We start from the raw sequence: 16,960 nt of genomic DNA on the forward strand, positions 1-16,960 counted from the left end.
ACAGTTTGGGGGTAGGTATCACCTAACTTACGACGAAACGACCGGGTCGCCAAGTCGGATCCCCATCGGTGCCGGCCCGGGCGTCTCGAGCCCGCGAGCGTAGCCCAGATAGAGGGCGCTATTGACGATCCCGATGTGGCTGAACGCCTGCGGGTAGTTCCCGAGATGCGCACCGGTCTCAGGGTCGATCTCCTCCGCGACGAGTCCGAGCGGGTTCAGATACGAACGCAGCGTCTCGAATCGAGACTGCGCTTCCTCCACGCGCCCGGAGAGCGCGAGCGCGTCGATCAGCCAGCACGAACAGAGGACGAACGCCCCCTCGTCTCCCGGGAGACCGTCGTCGCCGTCGTATCGCCGGACGAACGCGTCGTCCTCGACTAGCGTCGTCTCGATCGCGTCGATCGTCCCTCGAATGCGGTCGTCGCCGAAGGGCAGAAAGCCGACGACCGGGAGCAATAGGCCGGTTGCGTCGAGCGCGTCCGATCCGTAGGACTGGACGAATGCGCCGGTCTCGTCGTCGTAGCCGTTCTCGAGGACGTCGCCTCGGATCGTCTCCCGAGCGTCCCGCCACTCCTCGAGCGGCGCGTCGTGGCCCCCGTCGATCGCGATCGAGAGCCCCCGGTCGAGAGCGCTCCAGCACATCGCCTTCGAGAAGACGAAGTGATCGTCTCCGCCGCGGACCTCCCAGATACCTGCGTCGGGCTCAGTCCAGATCTCGCGGACGTACTCGACGATATCGTGGATTCGCACCCACTCGTCGGCGTCCAGTTCGCGTCCGTACTGGCGCATCTCGTCGACGGCGAGCAGGAGTTCCCCGTAGGTGTCGTGTTGGCGCTGCTCGGCGGCCCCGTTGCCGATTCGCACGGGACGGGACCCGCGATAGCCCTCGAAGTGATCCAGTTCCCGCTCCTCGAGGGTCGATTCGCCGTGGAGGCCGTACAGCGGCTGGATCGCCGCCGGATCGTCGGTCTGGCAGAGGTCCATGAACCAGTCGAAGTAGTCGACCGCCTCGTCGGCGGTACCGAGGTTCATCAGCGCCTGGACGGTAAACCCCGCGTCCCGGAGCCAGTTGAATCGGTAGTCCCAGTTGCGGACGCCGCCGATGTCTTCGGGCAACGAGGTGGTCGGGGCGGCGGCGATCCCGCCCGACTCGGCGTGGGTCAGGAGTTTGAGGACGAGTTCGGAGCGAACGACCGCGTCGTGCCACGGTCCCTCGAACGCGCAGTCGTCCTCGGGATCGCAGTCGTGAGCCCGGTCGGTCCAGAACTGGATCGTCTCGGCTAATGCGGCGTCCGGGTCCGTATCCGCGTCCTCGGCGCCCGTACACCGGAGCATGAACCACGCTTCGTCGGCCGCCTCGAGCGACGCCTCGCCGGTGATCCGACCGCGATCGTCGTCGATTTCGAGGTCGATCGGACTCTCGAGCAGCGTCCGTTCCTCGTCGCCCTCGGCGAGGACGCCGCCGTCGACCCGTTCGATCGATGTCTCCGCGCGGCCGTAATCGAACCGCGGCTCGAGTTCGATCTCGACCTCGACGTTCCCGTCTGCGCAGGCGAGTTTCCGGTAGAGAACCTTCTTCGGGTGGTCGGTCCGCCCGGCCGGCGGCAGGAAGTCCGTCACCGTCCCGTCGTCGGTCCGGAACGTCGTCTCGAGGACGTTCGTGTCGTCGACGTACCGCCGCTCAGTCTCGAAGGAGTCGGTCGGGGCGATCCGAAAGCGGCCCCCGCGCTCGGCGTCGAGGATCGCGGCAAGGATGCTCGGCGACTCGAGGTGGGGAAACGGGAACCAGTCGATCGAGCCGTCCGGCGCAACGAGCGCGCACGTCTCGAGGTTTCCGACGACACCGTAGGTCTCGATCGGCGGATAGGCGTCGGATTCAGTCACCGACATCACCTGCGGCTCGGACCGGACCGGGGAACGAAACGCGATCGAGCGGCGAGTCGATGCGCATGGCACACCGTTCGACGACGAACAGGAAAAAAGCGAACCGCGCAGGGACCGAGTCTCGAGCCGAACGCCGCTCTCGCGGTAGGCAGTGCGAGCCCGCTCTCGCTGTCTCGGACTACAACTCCGGCGGCTCGAACGTGTTCGGCGGACCGGTGGGCGCGAGGGTCTGTCCCGTCACGAACGAGGCGGCGTCGCTCGCGAGGAAGCGGACGAGGTCGGCGACCTCGTGGGGAGATCCGAACTCTCGAGCGACCGGCTCTCGGTCCGGAACCTCGTCGAGGCCGTACGCCTCGCGAACGGGCGGCGTCGCGATGAACCCGGGCTCGACCGCGTTCACGCGAACGTCATCCTCGGCCCACTCGGCGGCCAGCGTTCGGGTGAGTACGCTGACCCCCGCCTTCGCGGCGCTGTACGGACCCATTCCGGCGACGCCGTAGCGACCGGCCATACTGGACGTGTTGACGATCGCTCCGCCGTCGCTCCGGAGCGCGTCGGCGAACGCGCGGGTGACGTTGTACGTACCCGTGAGGTTCACCTCGACGACCCCCTCCCAGCCCTCGGGCTCTACCTCCTGCAGTGGTCCGCCGTCGCCGGCTCCGCCCGCGTTGTTGACGAGGAGGTCGACGGCGTCGAACTCCTCGAGCGTCGCCTCGGCGAGCGCCTCAACCGAGTCGCGATCGGTGACGTCGCACTCGACGGGATGGACCGACCCGGGGAGGTCCGCCCCGTTGAGTTCGTCCGCGACGGCCTCGACGTCGTCCCGCGTTCGCGAACAGATGACGACATCAGCGCCGTCCGCGACGAACGTCTCGGTGATCGCCCGGCCGATACCGCTCGAGGCGCCCGTCACAACGGCCGTCTCACCGGCGACGCTGGAGTGATCGCGAACGGACTCCGTCGTTCGAGGTTCGTCTGCTACTGGCATCGCGCACGCTATCGTTCCTTGGGGGAAAAGCCCCTACCGGCTGTGGGCGGATCGCACACAGTCGGTTTCGAGTGAGAGTGTAGCCGAGGTATCGATCAGCGATGGAGCCAGCCGCCCGGACCTACTGCGATCCTCGGTCGCCGATGATCGGTCCTCGCGACGGCTGAAAGCCTTTACTGCGGGGCCGGTGTATCGGCGTCAATGGTATCTTCCGACGTGGAACTCGCGGTGTACCGCTGTGAGTCCTGTGGCGACTATCAGCTGGGCAGCGCGGCGATGACGTGCTGTGACGAGTCGATGACGGAAGTCGACGACACCGTTCCGATCGAAACGCCGGACGAGAAGCGTCTCATGCGGACCGTCTTCGGGATCTCCGAGACCGAACTCGAGATCTGTCGGTGTCTGATGGCCGAACCGGAGATCACCGTCAACGAACTCGCATCGATGGTCGACCGGGATCGGAGCGTCGTCACCAGACACCTCACCGATCTGGTCGAGTTCGGCATCGTCGAGAAACAGTCGCGCGTCCTTTCCGACGGGGGACGCGTCAACGTCTACTCGCACCGGTCGGTCGACGCGGTCCGCCGACAGTTCAAGCTCGGCCTCTACACGTGGATGATCGAGGCCGTCGACGTGATCGACGATCTCAGCGAGGAGAAGGTCTCGCTGCTGGTACAGGGTGACGATCCAGAGACGGAGCGCAGTCAGATCATCGTCGATCGGGACGACACCGACGACTCCGAGAGAGATCAAGTATAACGACACGCTCACGGTGAGCGACAACGAGCCGACCTCCCTCGCGAAACGACACGGCCTCGACGAGACAGACGACCGTCTGGACACCGTTTCGGACCCGCCGTCGTCGCTGGCCGCTTCGCGGCCGGACAGGAGTAACGAACGCGTTAGACTACGGATTCCGATCAGCAACGAGAGAACCGCGTCCTGCCGGTTACAGTTCGACCGGCGACGCGGACTCGACGTCGAATCGAGTGACCTCCGGGTCGCCCGAAAGCAACTCCGGGAGCGCGTCTTCGAACGCCTCGAAGTGGTCGGTCTCCGCGTGCACACCGAAGGCGGCTTCGTTCTCGTATCGTTCGAAGAACCGGAACACGTTCGGATCCTCGGCGTCCGTCGCGACCCGATAGTCGACGACGCCGTCTTCCTCACGGGAGCTTTCGGCGAGGTCCTGTACGAGTTCGAGGGCTTCGTCGCGGTGGTCCGGATCGACTGGAAACGTCGCGTGAATGACGAGCATCGCACGGACTTCGACCGACGAACAAAAAAGTTCTATCCCGGGTGTGCGTCCGTCGTGCATCCCGTCGAACATCGAATGGCCGCCGACGGTTCTCGCATTCGTTACCGCTGTTCGTCGCCGAGCACCTTCGCGTCGTCTGACACCGGATCCCATGCCGTGTTAAACGGCGGCGCGTACGCAAGATCGTAGTTCTCCAGTTCGAAGACGGTAGCGCGCTCCGTGACCGCCGCCACGATCGCGTGACTGCGGTGGACCGTCCCTTCCCGTACTCGCTGACGAGACTCGTACCGAGGACGCGTCCCGAGTCCCGATTCGCGGTCAACGTGATCGTCACGGTTCCCCCGGTCGAGGTAGTAGCCCGCGCGACTTCATGCCGACCGTCTCGCTGACCGGATCGAAGCCGGACGACCCGACGTTGGATTCGCGTTCGTGCAGCTGATCCTCGCGACTGTGCAGGCGTCGTGCACACCCTCTCAACCGTTTTAGAGGGGACCGAACTAGCATCGATCGCACCGGTAGCTCCGGTGTGCGACCGTCGCGGTCGCGGGGATGGAAACCCGGCTCGCCGGGTTGCAACGGCGAACTGCAGTGGTGCCCCGCGGTCATTGAGGCACGGGCCGCGGGGACCGCCCGCCGTCCGGTCGTCGATCGGCCATCCGTACCGGACAGCGACCCACCAGATCTATCGGTTCGAAAACGAGCACTGTCGAGATTCTCGCTGACCGCCGCAATCGGTCCGACACCGATCCGCCGCTTAGAGGTCGATCCCGCCATTGACGTCGATAACTTCGCCGGTGACGTATCCCGACTGCTCGCTCGCGAGATACCGGACGAGCCCGGCAATTTCCTCGACGGTCGCGAACCGCTCGAGCGGGATGTCCTCGCGCAAGTCGTCCCGAACGGTCTCGGGGATGGACTCGATCATCTCTGTCCGCGTGAAACCGGGCGCGATGCAGTTGGCCGTCGTCCCCGTTCCGGCCAACTCGAGCGCGAGCGACCTGGTAAAGCCGAAGAGGCCGCTCTTGGCCGCGGCGTAGTTCGCCTGACCGACGTTCCCCTGCTTGCCGATCACGCTCGAGACGCTGATGATCCGGCCGTTCGGAGCGGCCTCGAGGTCGTCGTAGAACGCCTTCGTGCAGTTGAACGCGCCGTTGAGCGAGACGTCGACGACGCGGTGCCAGTCCTCGGCGGTCATGTTCGCGAACGTGCGGTCGGCCGTGATGCCCGCATTGTTGACGAGGACGTCGATCGGGCCGAACGCGTCGGCGACCGCGTCGTGCATCGTGTCGACCGCACTGCGGTCGGTGACGTCGGCCTGTACCGGATGGGCCGTGCCGTCGGTATCGGCCTCGGTGATCGCGTCGGCGACCGCGTGGGCGTCGGCCTCCGAGGAGCGGTAGTTGACGATCACGGTCGCGCCGTACCGCCCGAGTTCTCGAGCGATGCCGCGTCCGATCCCGCGCGAGCCGCCGGTCACCAGACACGTTCGCCCCGCGAGCGGCTGGCGGGACGGACGCTCCAACTCGGCCGGCCGGTCGGCCGTCTCCACGCTCATTGGCGACCCTCCAGCGGTGTCGGCCCCTCGCGTTGGTGCGTCCCCGGGCGAACGTCGTTTCCGTTCGCTTCGACGGTCGCGAGCAGGTCGTTGACGGTGTACGTCCGCGACCGCTCCGCCGACGGCCGTTCCGTATAGGGGACGACGCCTCGAATCGACGCTGCGTCCGCGTCGACGGCGTCTGCGATCGTCGCGTCCTCTTCGACCTCGGAGATCGCCAGCGCGACGACCGGAACCCGAACTCGCTCGCGCGGTTCGTCGGAGTCGGTGTCGAACGGCGACGGCGGAACCGCCTGTCGGCGAAACGCCGGCTCGAGCGAGTGGCCCTTCCGGGCGGCCCAGCGTTCGAACTCGGCGACGAGTTCGTCGCGGCTCGACCCGTTTTCACCGGTCGATCCGGCGGTCGAGCGGTACTCGGGCGGCCAGTGGGTCACACGGTAGTCATCGATCACGTCGCGTTCGTCGAGGTCTCGGAGCCGCTCGACGACGTCGTCGATGGTCGCCGTGATGGCCGGCGGAACGCTCCCTCGGACGTAACAGTCGACCCGGAGACTCGCGGCCGAATCGATATTGAGGACCGGCGCGAATGGCGATTCGATCTCACCGGCAGGCATAACCGACCTCCGTGGACCGAACGCGGCCCTCCTCGACGAGCGATCGCAGAATCGGCAGAAGTGTCAATTTCGATAGTCCCAGCAGCTGCTGGAGTTCGGACACCGTCGCCTCTTCGAGTACCAGCACGGAGAGATACACGAGCTTCGTCCGCGGCGCGTCGAATTCGTCCGGTACTGTCGGCTGGTGTTCGGTTGTGGACATCATCCATGGACGACGGCAACGAACCGACACATAAAGATGATTGAGAGGTGGTCCCATACACCATAGGCCGTACGCAGCCAGCGGTATTCTTGGCTATTATTCATGCATAATATCGGCCTCTCGAGCGTGACATAATTTCCGCCGGATCGATTGTTTCATCAAATCACGTATCTGTCGAGAAAGCGATAGCGGAGGTGTATCGGCGTCTCGTGAGAAGAGCGACCGCTCTCGGCGCGACTGCGTTACGGATCGGTCCGGTCGGAAGTGGATGATGTCCACGAGTGGCCGTCGACTGCGGCCAACCGCGGTGGGCGAACCCGGATCTCGATCCGGATTCCCTGCGATCGCTTCTAGACGTTCGATCGGGAAAATTGTACTCCCAAACAATTTTGGTGTTTACTGCCTGATGATGCACGAATGTGGCGTGGATGCCCTCACTCGAATCGCGCCGCACTAATCTCCCGAGGGCGAGCACCGTCGGATACGCAGTTAGCCCGCGGTGAATCGAAAACTCGTTCCGCCACAGTCGGGGCACGAATCAACCCGCTTCGGGAGCGGTTCGGAAGCGCTCTCAGAGAGGAGCACGAAGCCGCACTCGTCGCACTCAATGTACGTGTCCATACAGACCGTCAATCAGCTTCCTCTCGCCGGTTCTATCCGAACTCCTGCGCCGCTGTTCTCCACAGAAACTCGAACAGTGCCGTCGGGTCCGCCGGTACCAGCATCTCTCAAAGATTCGACGGATATCGTCCTCGCGCCCGTCCAGTGGATAGCCGCCTCGAGAGCGTCCGGTTCGATACTCCGATACCGCAGAAGAAATTTCAACAGAGCGGCGTTGGTGACCAGCGAAAACTGCTTTCCAGTGGGATGAGTGATCGCGTGCTGGCTACGTTCCATACCACCCTCAATCCACTCGACAGTTATAAACTCTTTCTGAATTATTCTATTATCGTACCAAACTGGCGCAGATACTTGGATTATCGAAGCCAAACTCTATTCGATTATCTAAATCGCATCGCGTTACGATCATCAAAACCCGAAGCTGGCGACTCGCTCAGGACAGTTCGTGGTTCGCATCCGGCTCGCTCTCGTCGTTGGCCACGGATTCGCTCCCAAAGTGATCGAACGGTCGAAAGTAGTGTGTTGGAGGAGTTCTTCGCTCTCCACCTGGTGCCCGAGCGTATCGAGCGTCTGCGCGATACGCGTTACGTCGTCGTGTTTCGGCGCCACCGCCATCCCTCGATGTTCTCGCGCCCGGTCATCAACTCCTGTACTTCGATCACCCCTTCTATCTGGAGCGTCTCGTTCGCCAGTTCCTGTCGGTTGATGATTCGGGACGTACACGTGAGGCGGATCTCGAGTTGATAACCGGCGTTCTCGTAGTTGATGGTCGGAACGTAGCCTTCGATGATCCCCCGTTGCTCGAGGTTTCTGATGGGGTTCCGAACGGTGCCATCCGAAACGCCGATCTACTCCCCGGTTTCGTTTCGCGCGTCGCGCTGCAGGCGTTGGAGGATTTTCCGATCCGTCTCGTCGAGCGGAGTGTATTCTGCCGACGCGCACATGTGCCGATCAACAATCCTGTCTTCCTTGTCGTCCCTGTCTAGACGGATTCGGACTCGTCGAGTCCGCCGTTCGAACGCGGTCGCCGTCGCGGAATGCGGCGGTTGTCGAGTTCGGAGATGGGGGTTTCTGGAGGCATTGCGTTTCACTCGGACGGCGACAGCGTAATCGAGAACTCACATCGCTCGTCTCGTCGATAACCGGCCACTCGAAACAACTGCAGGGATATTCAAGACCGAAGTAACAGGACTTTCACCTGCCCCACGGCGTCGAAATCGCGGAGTCGATACACGAGTTTGCGAACGCGGGCCGCCTCGCCGCGACAGAAAATCGTTTCCAGACACCAATCGCCTTCGTGCGTGTGGCTCGTCGTCGTAATGATGTCCTGAAAATCGTGTTGCACGTCGTGGAGTTCGCGGATCACGTGCTCGTGTTGATAATCGAAGGCAAGCGCGGTTGTCACTTCGCCCGAGACGGTCTCGAGTTCGGTGTGAGCCTCGATATACTCCTGCATCGCTTCCCGAACTGCTCGTGACCGGGAGTCGAATCCCTCAGTCTGCCACGTCTGATCAAATTCCTCGAGTAAGTCATCCGGAATATTGAAACTGGTACGCATCTGGTTACAGCGGACTTAGCGGGGTGAACGAATGGGTGCTGTGGTTTTTCACGCCGACCGTGGTATTACGATCCCCCTCAATCGGTGCTAACAGCATTTTTGTGCCGTCTCTCCCGAGGATTCCGCATGGATCTCGGTCTCGTTGCAGGTGTCGTTACGATCGGCTTTATCCACGGCGTGCTCCCGGATCACGGGTGGCCGATCGCTGCGACCTACGGGTTGAATCGCTCGCGGACGTGGCTCTACGGGGCGGTCGCAGGACTCGTTCTCGGAGTCGGACATCTGATTAGCAGCGTCGCACTGGTAGTGGCGTACTTTTGGTTCAGTCGCTTCGCTGCCTTCGCCGAAGGCCCGTGGATGCGATATATCGCAGGGATCATCCTCATTCTACTGGGAATCCACGAATATCGGAACGGCGGACACGGGTCAGGTCACGATCACGATGAGTCCCACCACGACCACGCCCATACCCACACTCATGAACACGATCATTCACACGACCACAACCATTCGGGGACCACCTCCCAGCGCGGGAGACTGACCCGGATTCGGGAGCGACTGTTCGGCGGACATCGTCATTTGAGTGACGAAGACGCTGAACGCGGATTGATGGCCCTCGGGACGACCGCCCTCCTGCTGGGGTTCGCCCACGAGGAGCCGATTCAAATTCTGGCGATCTGTACGGGGACGGCCTACTGCCTGGAACTGATGCTGGTTTATTCGCTGGTCGTGATCATTGCGATCCTCATTCCGACGCTTCTCTTGATCGCGGGCTACGAACGCCACCGCGAAACGGTCGACCAGTACACGCCGTACCTACCGTTGCTGACGGCGACGGTGCTGGTGGGCATGGGACTGACGTTCATTCTCGGGATCTTCTGAGGACTCCCGGTCCTGACCACCGTCCTCTCTTCAGCGCCAGTCCGTGTTCAGTTGCCACTTTGTGACTGGTGTCGCGAAGCGGTTCGTCGCAAAAGGAAAGCCGGTGGAGGGATTTGAACCCTCGACCTAATCCTTACGAAGGATTCGCTCTGCCAGTCTGAGCTACACCGGCGCGAGTGTACTCTGTTGTAGGGCCGATACCAGCCATAAGGATTGCGAATCGTCACGGCCGTGCGATGGGATCTCGTACCTCGAGTCAGCGCTCGAGTCGAACGTCCAGACAGACGTTCAGTTCGTGGGGGGCGTACGACCGCACGACGTGCTCTGTCTCCACCGAAACGTCGTACGCCGGTTCGGCGGCCTCGCGGATCGCCCGCTCTCCGGGACCGAACGGGTCGTCCTCGTGCTGGATGTCGTAATAGTGGAGCACGCAGTTGTCGCCCGCGACGGTGACGGCGGCCTCGAGGAACTCGTCGGCGCTGTGGGGGAGGTTCATTACGACGCGGTCGGCCCAGCCCTCGTACTCGGGCGCTACCTCGCGAACACCGTCGCACTCACACCGTTCGCGCGACGAGCCCGCAACGAGGTTGCGGACGTCGTCACAGATCGCCGTCACCCGATCCTCGACGCCGTTGCGGCGCGCGTTCTCCCGCAGGTAGTCGATGGCGTCCGGGTTGACGTCGACGCCGACGCACTCGGCGCCGCGCTTCGCGATGGGGATCACGAACGGGCCGACGCCGGCGAACATGTCGAAGACGTGCTCGTCCGCCGCTCGCGGGCGCTGCCCGCTCGCGTTTTCCGAGGCGCTACGCGCCTCGCTTCCGACCTGTTCGACGACTCGATTGCGCTCGGTCGCGAGTCGCGGCGAAAAGTACACCTCGGCGAGATCGAGCAGGAACTCGCAGCCGTACTCGCGGTGGACGACCTCCGTGTTCGCGCCCGCGAGCAGTTCCCAGTCGCGGACGCGGGTCTCCCCCTTCACTTTCGAGGCCTTGTTGAGGACCGTCTCGAGGGGCAGATCCGACGCGACGATCGCGTCGGCGATCTCCCGGGCGCGTTCGTCGTCGTCCTCGTCGAGCAGCGCCGCACGGCCCAGTCGCTCGTAGGACGGCTCGAAGCCGAGCAGGTCCGCGGGCGTCGTCTGTGTCTCGCGCTCCTCGAGCGTCCGGGAGACGACCTCGAACTCCGCGGGAATCGCGTCGGGGTCAGTGATCGGGATGTAGAGGCTGCCGTCGTCGACGGTCAGTTCGTACTCGTCGTCGATCAGGTCCGCGTCCGCGAGTCGCTGACGCGTGGCTTCCCCTTCCTCGCGCGGCGCGCGGACGCACGGCACTTCCATACCCGAACGAAGCCGTCGAACCGCCGTAACGGTGACGTTTCGCCGCGCCGTCGGACGCCGTCGATCGAGACTCGAGTCGCGGACGCCGGAGTGACAGTTTTCAGGCCGCCGCCGGTACTGGTCGGTATGCGAGAGCTGACGACAACGGAGACGGTCCGCGAGAAGGGATCGTGGCTGTTCACGGTGCGGGACCAGTACGGCGAACTGGACGAAGTGATTCTCGTTCCTTGCGATAACGAGAGCGGCTCGGCCAGCGGGCAGGCGTCGACCGACGGCGGCGTCGAGGCGTGGATCAACCGCTGTACGCACGAAGCCCAGCGCTTCGATACGGGCCGAGGCGTCCCGATGCGCGAGGGCCGGATCATCTGTCCGAAACACGGCTCGATGTTCGATTCCTGTTCGGGCTACTGTGACAACGGCGAGGCCGCCGACACGACGCTTCCGTCGGTCGACATCTCGGTCCGAAACGACGGCCGGATCGTGCTCACTGACGACGAACTGACGTTCGTCGGCGAGGGTGGGATCGACGACAACGAGAGCGACGGCGACGACGGCCCCGCCTCGACCTCTCACATCGGATTCTGAGACTCGTTCGCCGCCGACGGTCTCCGCGTGGCAAGCGCAACCCGCCGTCTTTTGCCCGTCGCGGTCGTCGCTCAGCCCGATACAGATGTCGTCGACAACGAACGATCGATCGGGACTGATGAGAAAGATCGGCGTCGTGACGACCCTGATAGACGCGATACGGGAGTTCTCGAAGGGACACCGCGGAAGCGGCCTGGTGCTCCTCGTCGCGGCCGCGCTCTCCTCGCGAATCCCCGGTATCGGAACGGCCGCGTCGCTGCTCCTGCGGGCGTACCGACGGCTCCGCTGAGACGGCGTCGCGATCGGTGACCGCCGTCTCGAAAGCGTATTCCGGACGCTGATACTACGAGCGCCCATGCTCACCTTCATCGGCCTCGGACTCTACGACGAGCAGTCGATCACCGTCGAGGGCCGGGACGCCCTCCGGAACGCCGATCGCGCCTACGCCGAGTTCTACACCAGCAAACTGCTCGGCGCGACCGCCGCGGACCTCGAGGCCGCCCACGGCGTCGACGTCGAGGTTCGGGACCGCGCGGGCGTCGAACAGCACCCGGACGACATCCTCGCAGCCGCCGAGAGCGAGGACGTGGCCTTCCTGACCGCTGGCGACACGATGATCTCGACGACCCACGTCGACCTCCGCCTGCGGGCCCACGACCGCGGGATCGAGACGCGGGTGATCCACGGCGTCACGGCCCAGACGGCCGCCAGTTCCCTGACCGGGCTCCAAAACTACCGCTTCGGGAAGGCGACCACCCTCCCGTTCCCCTACGCTCACGGCGCCGACGGCCTGCCGGCGAGCGTGACGGATACGATCGACGCGAACCGGGAGGACGGCCTCCACACGGTCGTCTACCTCGACATCAAAGTCGATCACGAACTCACCGACGAGGACGAGTACATGACCGCCGACGTCGGCGCCGAGTTGCTCGCTGAAGAGTACCCCGACCTCGTCGGCGTCGTCGTCGCTCGCGCCGGCAGCCCCGATCCGCTCGTCGCGGCTGGAACCATGTCGGAACTCGCCGAGCGAGAGTTCGGCGACCCGCTGCACCTGCTCATCGTTCCCGGCGAGTGTCACGCCCTCGAGGCCGACGCGCTGGTCGAACTCGCCGACGCCGATCGGGACGCACTCGAGACGCATTGATCCGAGACACGAGCGAGCCGTCTTAGGCGAACTGACTCGAGTCACAAGCGGGTTCGTCCGTCCGCCAGTGACTCGAGCGCGTCGAACGCGTGGCTATTTAGGGCCCCGGCGGCTGTCCTGATCCATGAGCGGTCGGGAGCGAACGGACGAATCGGCCGGTGACGAAGCGATCGGCACCGCGACCGACGGAACGAACGACCTCGACGCCGAGACGGTCGCTGTCGCCCGCGAGGAACTCCAGCGGACGTTCGACTACCAGGTCGAGCGCCTCCAGGAGATCGACGCCAAAGCCATCGAGATCCTGAAGGCGAACCTCCTCCTGATCGGGCTGGTCGTCACCGGCGGCTCGATCGTTTTCCAGACCGATATCCACATCATGGCCTTCGCGAACCTCTTTACGATCGCCGGCGGGGTGCTCTTGCTGGTCTCGACGGGCCTCGCCGGAGTGACCTACACCGCGTCGAACCTCCGGGGAGGCATCGACACCGACGCCGTCGAGGTCGCGCTCGCGTCGGCTCGAGCCGACCCCGAGACGCGAGCCGGGACGGCGCAGTTCGAGGAGCGCCTGCTGCGCAGCTACGGCCGCTGGATCGAGTACAACGCGCGGGTGACGGCCGTCAACGACATGTTCGCGACGATCACCGTCCTCATGGTGATCGCCTCGCTCGTCTACGTCACCGCCGGAATCGCGGTCGGCGCCGCCGGCACCTCGAGGGTCGTCTCCGTGCTCTCGTTTCTCGTCCTCTCGGCCGTGCTGGCGTGGCTCGGCGCCTTCGCCTACTACATGGACCACCTCGGCGTGAGCGAGGAGTCCTGGGAGGGAACCTTCGACGGCGTCCGCCTCTCGAAGGGCGTCACCCGAAAACGGGGTCTCTCGACGCTCCGGACGATGCGCAGCGAACGCGACGAGGCGGAGGTGGACGAAGCGGAAGCCGACGGAGTGAAAGCGGAGGCGAAAGCCCAGACGGATCCGCTCGACTGATCGCCGTTAGCCGTCCAGCGCGCCCTCGAGTTTGTCGCGGAAGTCGCCGGGCACCTCGATGTGGGGCGCGTGGCCGGTGTTCCCGAAGACGACCTCCTCGAACTCGCCGCCCGAATCGGCGTACTCGTCGAGGACGGCACGGGTCTGGTCGACCATCGGCTGGGGCGGGAAGACGTCCTCGCCGGGCCAGTCGGGGACCTGTCCCATCCGGCCGAGCGTGCCCACGTCGAAGACGGACTCGTTAGAGACGATTTGATCGGAGTCGCCGCGGATCCACAGAACGGGCGGTTTCTCGTCCGGATCGATATCGGTGATCGCCTCGAGGTCGCAGTACTTCGGCGAGATGGCGTTGTTCACGCCGTGTTCCCCGGGCGCGACGCCGGGCCAGTTCTCGCTCTCGACCGCGTCGCCGGGGTAGTTCTCGTCGCCGGTCGCGGTGTCGAGCATCCCCGTCAGGTACGACTCCTCGCGCTCCTCGTCGAACACGTAGCTCGGATCGACGTAGAACGTCCGCAGGACCTTCCGCGGCGAGGATTGACCCTCCTCGCCGCGGTCCCGTTCGGCGAGTCCCGCGACGAACTCCTCGTTGCCCAGCCCCCCGCCGGAGCCGGCGTAGTCGTCGAAACACGGCGTTCCCTCCTCGTCTTTCGTCCCGCCGAAGCCGTACGGCGAGAGCGGGTTGACCAGGACGAGCGAGTCGACCGACTCGGGATTGTCGATCGCGTACCGCATCGCGACGCCCCCACCGTTCGACCAGCCGACCAGCGTCACGGGCTCCTCGAGGTTCAGTTCTGAAAATAGCGCGCGGAGATCCGCCTCGAAGTCTTGGAGGCCGTTCGTCGCATCGATCGGCTTCGTCTCGGAGTCTCCGTACCCCCGTAGGTCCGGCGCGATGGCGCGATAGCCGGCCGACAGTTCGCTCATCACGTCTTCGAAAAAGCGCGACGAGGAGACGTTCCCGTGGACGAAGACGACGGTTCCGTCGGCCTCGGTGGCCCCGTTCGGGGCGCCGGCCTCGAGGTAGTGGGTTTCGAGGCGGTCGGTGTCGGCGACGTGCGATTCGATGCCGGCGAGGGTGTCGTCTCGAGGCATAGCCGGGGGTATCACGGCGACTGTGATAGGTGTCGGTGTTGCAGAAGTGTCACCGCGGCGGACCATCGAGGCGAACGCCGGGCAACGTCGCCCCGCTCAGGAGAGGAGTCGTTTGAGTCTGGCGAACAGTCCCTTCGAGGGATCGCCGCCCCGGCTCGGCGCGCCCGAACCGGCCGTCTCGGTGCCGGAGTCGGCCGCTCCCGCCGGCTGCGCTGATTCGGCGCTCGACGCCTCGCCGTCGGCCGCCGCGATCGCTCGCTCGAAGAGTTCCTCGACGTCGTTGACGGCGTCTTTCACCGGCGCCTTGACGACCGGTTTCCCCTCGAAGCGATCCCGGTTCACCGACGTGTCCGCGGCGATTATCACCGCGTCCGCCTCGGCGATCGCGTCGCTCGAGAGTTCGTTCTCCTGGCCCATGGCGCCCTGAACCTCGACGTCGATCTCGTGGCCGAGATCGGTCGCGGTCTGCTCTAGGTTTTCGGCCGCCATCTGGCTGTGTGCGATACCCGTCGGACAGGACGTTACTGCGACGAATTTCATTGGTCTGTGGTGGTGTTGACGTGCTCGTACACGGTCGTTCTCGTGGCCGCGTCGGTCGCTCGGTTCGCGAGCGCTTCGGCCGCGTCGGTCTCGAGGTCGGCGATCGCGGCCTTCACCTCGGGGATCGTGACGGCGCTCATGCTGAGTTCGTCGAGCCCGAGCCCGACGAGCAGCGACGCCAGGTCGGGATCGCCGGCCATCTCGCCGCACATCCCGATCCAGGCGTCGCCGGCGTCGGCGGCCGCGACGGTGCGCTCGATCGCCCGGAGGACGGCCGGCTCGCAGGGATCCCGGAGGTCGGCGACGCGCTCGTTCTCCCGAGCGGCGGCCATCACGTACTGGGTGAGGTCGTTCGTGCCGATGCTGAGGAAGTCGACGCGCTCGGCCAGTTCCTCAGCGATGAAGGCGGCGCTGGGCGTCTCGATCATCGCGCCCAGCTCCGGCAGCTCGTGTTCGATCTCCTCGGACTCGAGGTCGGCCGCGACGTCCGCGACCGTCTCGAGGGCCGCCTCGAGCTCCGGAACGGTCGCCACCATCGGGAACATCACCGAGAGCGTCCCCGATTCGGCGGCGGCCGCTCGCAACAGCGCCCGGAGCTGGGTCTCGAAGAGGTCGGCGTCGGGACCGAGCGAGCGGCGGATCCCCCGCTGGCCGAGGAACGGGTTGTCCGCGTCGGGGGTCTCGAGGTAGGGGATCGGCTTGTCGCCGCCCACGTCGAGTGTCCGCACGACGACCCGCCCCTCGGGAAACGCCGCGAGCGCCTCGCGGTAGACCTCGAACTGCTCGTCCTCGTCCGGCGGCGCCTCGCGGTCGAGAAAGAGGAACTCGGTCCGGAAGAGACCGATCCCGTCCGCGCCCTGCGCGACGGCGCCCTCGAGTTCCGCGAGGGTGCCGACGTTGGCCGCGACCTCGACGGAACGTCCGTCGGCTGTCGCGACCGGCTCCTCGCGTATCTCGACGTCGCGACCTGCGGCCGCACGCTCGCGCTGGTCGGGCGTCGGATCGGCGATCACCGCGCCGTCCTCGCCGTCGACCAGCACGTCGGCGCCGTCGTCGATCGACTCGAGGTCCTCACCGACGCCGACGACGGCGGGGATCCCCAGCGAGCGGGCGAAGATTGCGGCGTGGGAGGTCCGGCCACCCTCGATCGTCGCGAAGCCGGCGACGCGCTCGGAATCGAGCTGAGCGGTGTCGCTCGGCGTCAGTCGCTCGGCCAGCAGGATCGAACCGGTCGACAGCGAGGCGAGGTCGACGCGATCCGCGTCGGTCAGCAGTCGCAGCAGTCGGTCCCGCACGTCGCGGAGGTCGTCGGCGCGCTCGGCCATCCGGCCGTCCATCCCCTCGAACTGCTCGATCGGGTCCTCGAAGGCGGTTTCGACCGCGTGCTCGGCTGGCAGGCCGTCGTCGATAGCCGACTCGACGCCGTCGGTGATCTGCGGATCGTCGACGAACTGCTTGTGGGCGTCGAACACCGCGGCCTCGTCCTCGCCGACGCGCTCGGCGGTCCGTTCGCGCTCGTGCTCGAGTTCCGCTCGGGCGCGGTCGCGGGCGTCCTCGAACCGCTCGCGCTCGGTGTCAGGATTGACCGCCTCGGCCGCCGGCGGCTCGCCGAGCTCGAGGTCGGCGTTCGGATCGTACCAGACGGCGCTGCCGACGCCGGACAGCGGCGTGACGCCGGTTCCCTCGTGCGCTCGCGGTGCGGACTCGTTGGCGGCCATC

General features: G+C 65.3%; 18 protein-coding genes, 1 tRNA gene and 1 pseudogene. 6 read left to right on the forward strand and 14 right to left on the reverse strand.

What is annotated here, in order from left to right:
- Positions 1-27 precede the first annotated feature (27 nt).
- Both EH209_RS04320 and EH209_RS04325 read right to left on the reverse strand, forming a co-directional pair.
- Positions 28-1,890, reverse strand: coding sequence for a glycoside hydrolase family 15 protein (locus EH209_RS04320; RefSeq protein WP_126661704.1), 1,863 nt, complete (start codon positions 1,888-1,890; stop codon positions 28-30).
- Between the two features lie 172 nt (positions 1,891-2,062).
- Positions 2,063-2,872: an SDR family NAD(P)-dependent oxidoreductase gene (locus EH209_RS04325; RefSeq protein WP_126661705.1), complete on the reverse strand. Its 810-nt coding sequence runs from the start codon at positions 2,870-2,872 to the stop codon at positions 2,063-2,065.
- 201 nt (positions 2,873-3,073) lie between these two features.
- Between EH209_RS04325 and EH209_RS04330 the strand changes: the two genes are divergently transcribed.
- On the forward strand, positions 3,074-3,631 hold the full coding sequence (locus EH209_RS04330; protein ID WP_126661706.1) for an HVO_A0114 family putative DNA-binding protein: 558 nt from the start codon (positions 3,074-3,076) through the stop codon (positions 3,629-3,631).
- Positions 3,632-3,821: 190 nt separating this feature from the next.
- Here EH209_RS04330 and EH209_RS04335 read toward each other — a convergent pair whose 3' ends face one another.
- The 7 genes and pseudogenes from EH209_RS04335 to EH209_RS04370 all read right to left on the reverse strand — a co-directional run bounded on the left by EH209_RS04335 (position 3,822) and on the right by EH209_RS04370 (position 8,677).
- Entirely contained in the window at positions 3,822-4,127 is a 306-nt protein-coding gene (locus EH209_RS04335; RefSeq protein WP_126661707.1) for a putative quinol monooxygenase, read from the reverse strand.
- Positions 4,128-4,228: 101 nt separating this feature from the next.
- Positions 4,229-4,535: pseudogene (locus EH209_RS04340) on the reverse strand (FAD-dependent oxidoreductase); the annotation flags it as partial.
- Positions 4,536-4,881: 346 nt separating this feature from the next.
- A complete protein-coding gene (gene fabG / locus EH209_RS04345) occupies positions 4,882-5,682 on the reverse strand; it encodes a 3-oxoacyl-ACP reductase FabG (protein ID WP_126661708.1) in 801 nt (266 codons plus the stop codon).
- Complete coding sequence (locus EH209_RS04350; protein ID WP_126661709.1) at positions 5,679-6,296, reverse strand: HTH domain-containing protein; 618 nt, start codon at positions 6,294-6,296, stop codon at positions 5,679-5,681. The genes fabG and EH209_RS04350 overlap by 4 nt, the downstream gene beginning before the upstream one ends.
- Positions 6,283-6,501: a MarR family transcriptional regulator gene (locus EH209_RS04355; RefSeq protein WP_126661710.1), complete on the reverse strand. Its 219-nt coding sequence runs from the start codon at positions 6,499-6,501 to the stop codon at positions 6,283-6,285. The genes EH209_RS04350 and EH209_RS04355 overlap by 14 nt, the downstream gene beginning before the upstream one ends.
- A 630-nt stretch (positions 6,502-7,131) precedes the next feature.
- On the reverse strand, positions 7,132-7,395 hold the full coding sequence (locus EH209_RS04360) for a hypothetical protein (protein WP_126661711.1): 264 nt from the start codon (positions 7,393-7,395) through the stop codon (positions 7,132-7,134).
- Positions 7,396-8,290: 895 nt separating this feature from the next.
- Positions 8,291-8,677 (reverse strand): CopG family ribbon-helix-helix protein, encoded by a 387-nt coding sequence (locus EH209_RS04370; protein ID WP_008894349.1) that lies wholly within the window; start codon positions 8,675-8,677, stop codon positions 8,291-8,293.
- A gap of 126 nt (positions 8,678-8,803) precedes the next feature.
- On the opposite strand from EH209_RS04370, the gene EH209_RS04375 reads away from it, so the two are divergent.
- Positions 8,804-9,559, forward strand: coding sequence for an ABC transporter permease (locus EH209_RS04375; protein WP_126661712.1), 756 nt, complete (start codon positions 8,804-8,806; stop codon positions 9,557-9,559).
- A 98-nt stretch (positions 9,560-9,657) separates the two neighbouring features.
- Here EH209_RS04375 and EH209_RS04380 read toward each other — a convergent pair.
- Both EH209_RS04380 and EH209_RS04385 read right to left on the reverse strand, forming a co-directional pair.
- Positions 9,658-9,731 (reverse strand) — tRNA-Thr (locus EH209_RS04380).
- 84 nt (positions 9,732-9,815) lie between these two features.
- On the reverse strand, positions 9,816-10,898 hold the full coding sequence (locus tag EH209_RS04385) for a class I SAM-dependent methyltransferase (protein ID WP_126661713.1): 1,083 nt from the start codon (positions 10,896-10,898) through the stop codon (positions 9,816-9,818).
- A gap of 126 nt (positions 10,899-11,024) precedes the next feature.
- On the opposite strand from EH209_RS04385, the gene EH209_RS04390 reads away from it, so the two are divergent.
- From EH209_RS04390 to EH209_RS04405, 4 genes are all read left to right on the forward strand, one after another.
- Positions 11,025-11,483 (forward strand): Rieske (2Fe-2S) protein, encoded by a 459-nt coding sequence (locus tag EH209_RS04390; RefSeq protein WP_126661714.1) that lies wholly within the window; start codon positions 11,025-11,027, stop codon positions 11,481-11,483.
- Positions 11,484-11,601: 118 nt separating this feature from the next.
- The gene (locus EH209_RS04395; RefSeq protein WP_229380101.1) at positions 11,602-11,772 is read left to right on the forward strand and encodes a hypothetical protein; all 171 of its coding nucleotides are present in this window, start codon (positions 11,602-11,604) and stop codon (positions 11,770-11,772) included.
- Positions 11,773-11,838: 66 nt separating this feature from the next.
- On the forward strand, positions 11,839-12,627 hold the full coding sequence (dph5, locus tag EH209_RS04400) for a diphthine synthase (protein ID WP_126661716.1): 789 nt from the start codon (positions 11,839-11,841) through the stop codon (positions 12,625-12,627).
- Positions 12,628-12,751: 124 nt separating this feature from the next.
- Entirely contained in the window at positions 12,752-13,609 is an 858-nt protein-coding gene (locus tag EH209_RS04405; RefSeq protein ID WP_126661717.1) for a hypothetical protein, read from the forward strand.
- 6 nt (positions 13,610-13,615) lie between these two features.
- Here EH209_RS04405 and EH209_RS04410 read toward each other — a convergent pair whose 3' ends face one another.
- The 3 genes from EH209_RS04410 to ptsP form a co-directional block, all read right to left on the reverse strand.
- Complete coding sequence (locus EH209_RS04410; RefSeq protein ID WP_126661718.1) at positions 13,616-14,701, reverse strand: alpha/beta fold hydrolase; 1,086 nt, start codon at positions 14,699-14,701, stop codon at positions 13,616-13,618.
- 96 nt (positions 14,702-14,797) lie between these two features.
- The gene (locus EH209_RS04415) at positions 14,798-15,241 is read right to left on the reverse strand and encodes a PTS fructose transporter subunit IIB (protein ID WP_126661719.1); all 444 of its coding nucleotides are present in this window, start codon (positions 15,239-15,241) and stop codon (positions 14,798-14,800) included.
- Positions 15,238-16,959: a phosphoenolpyruvate--protein phosphotransferase gene (gene ptsP / locus EH209_RS04420; protein WP_126661720.1), complete on the reverse strand. Its 1,722-nt coding sequence runs from the start codon at positions 16,957-16,959 to the stop codon at positions 15,238-15,240. The genes EH209_RS04415 and ptsP overlap by 4 nt, the downstream gene beginning before the upstream one ends.
- Position 16,960 lies beyond the last annotated feature (1 nt).

The organism is Haloterrigena salifodinae (assembly GCF_003977755.1).
GTDB lineage: Archaea > Halobacteriota > Halobacteria > Halobacteriales > Natrialbaceae > Haloterrigena > Haloterrigena salifodinae.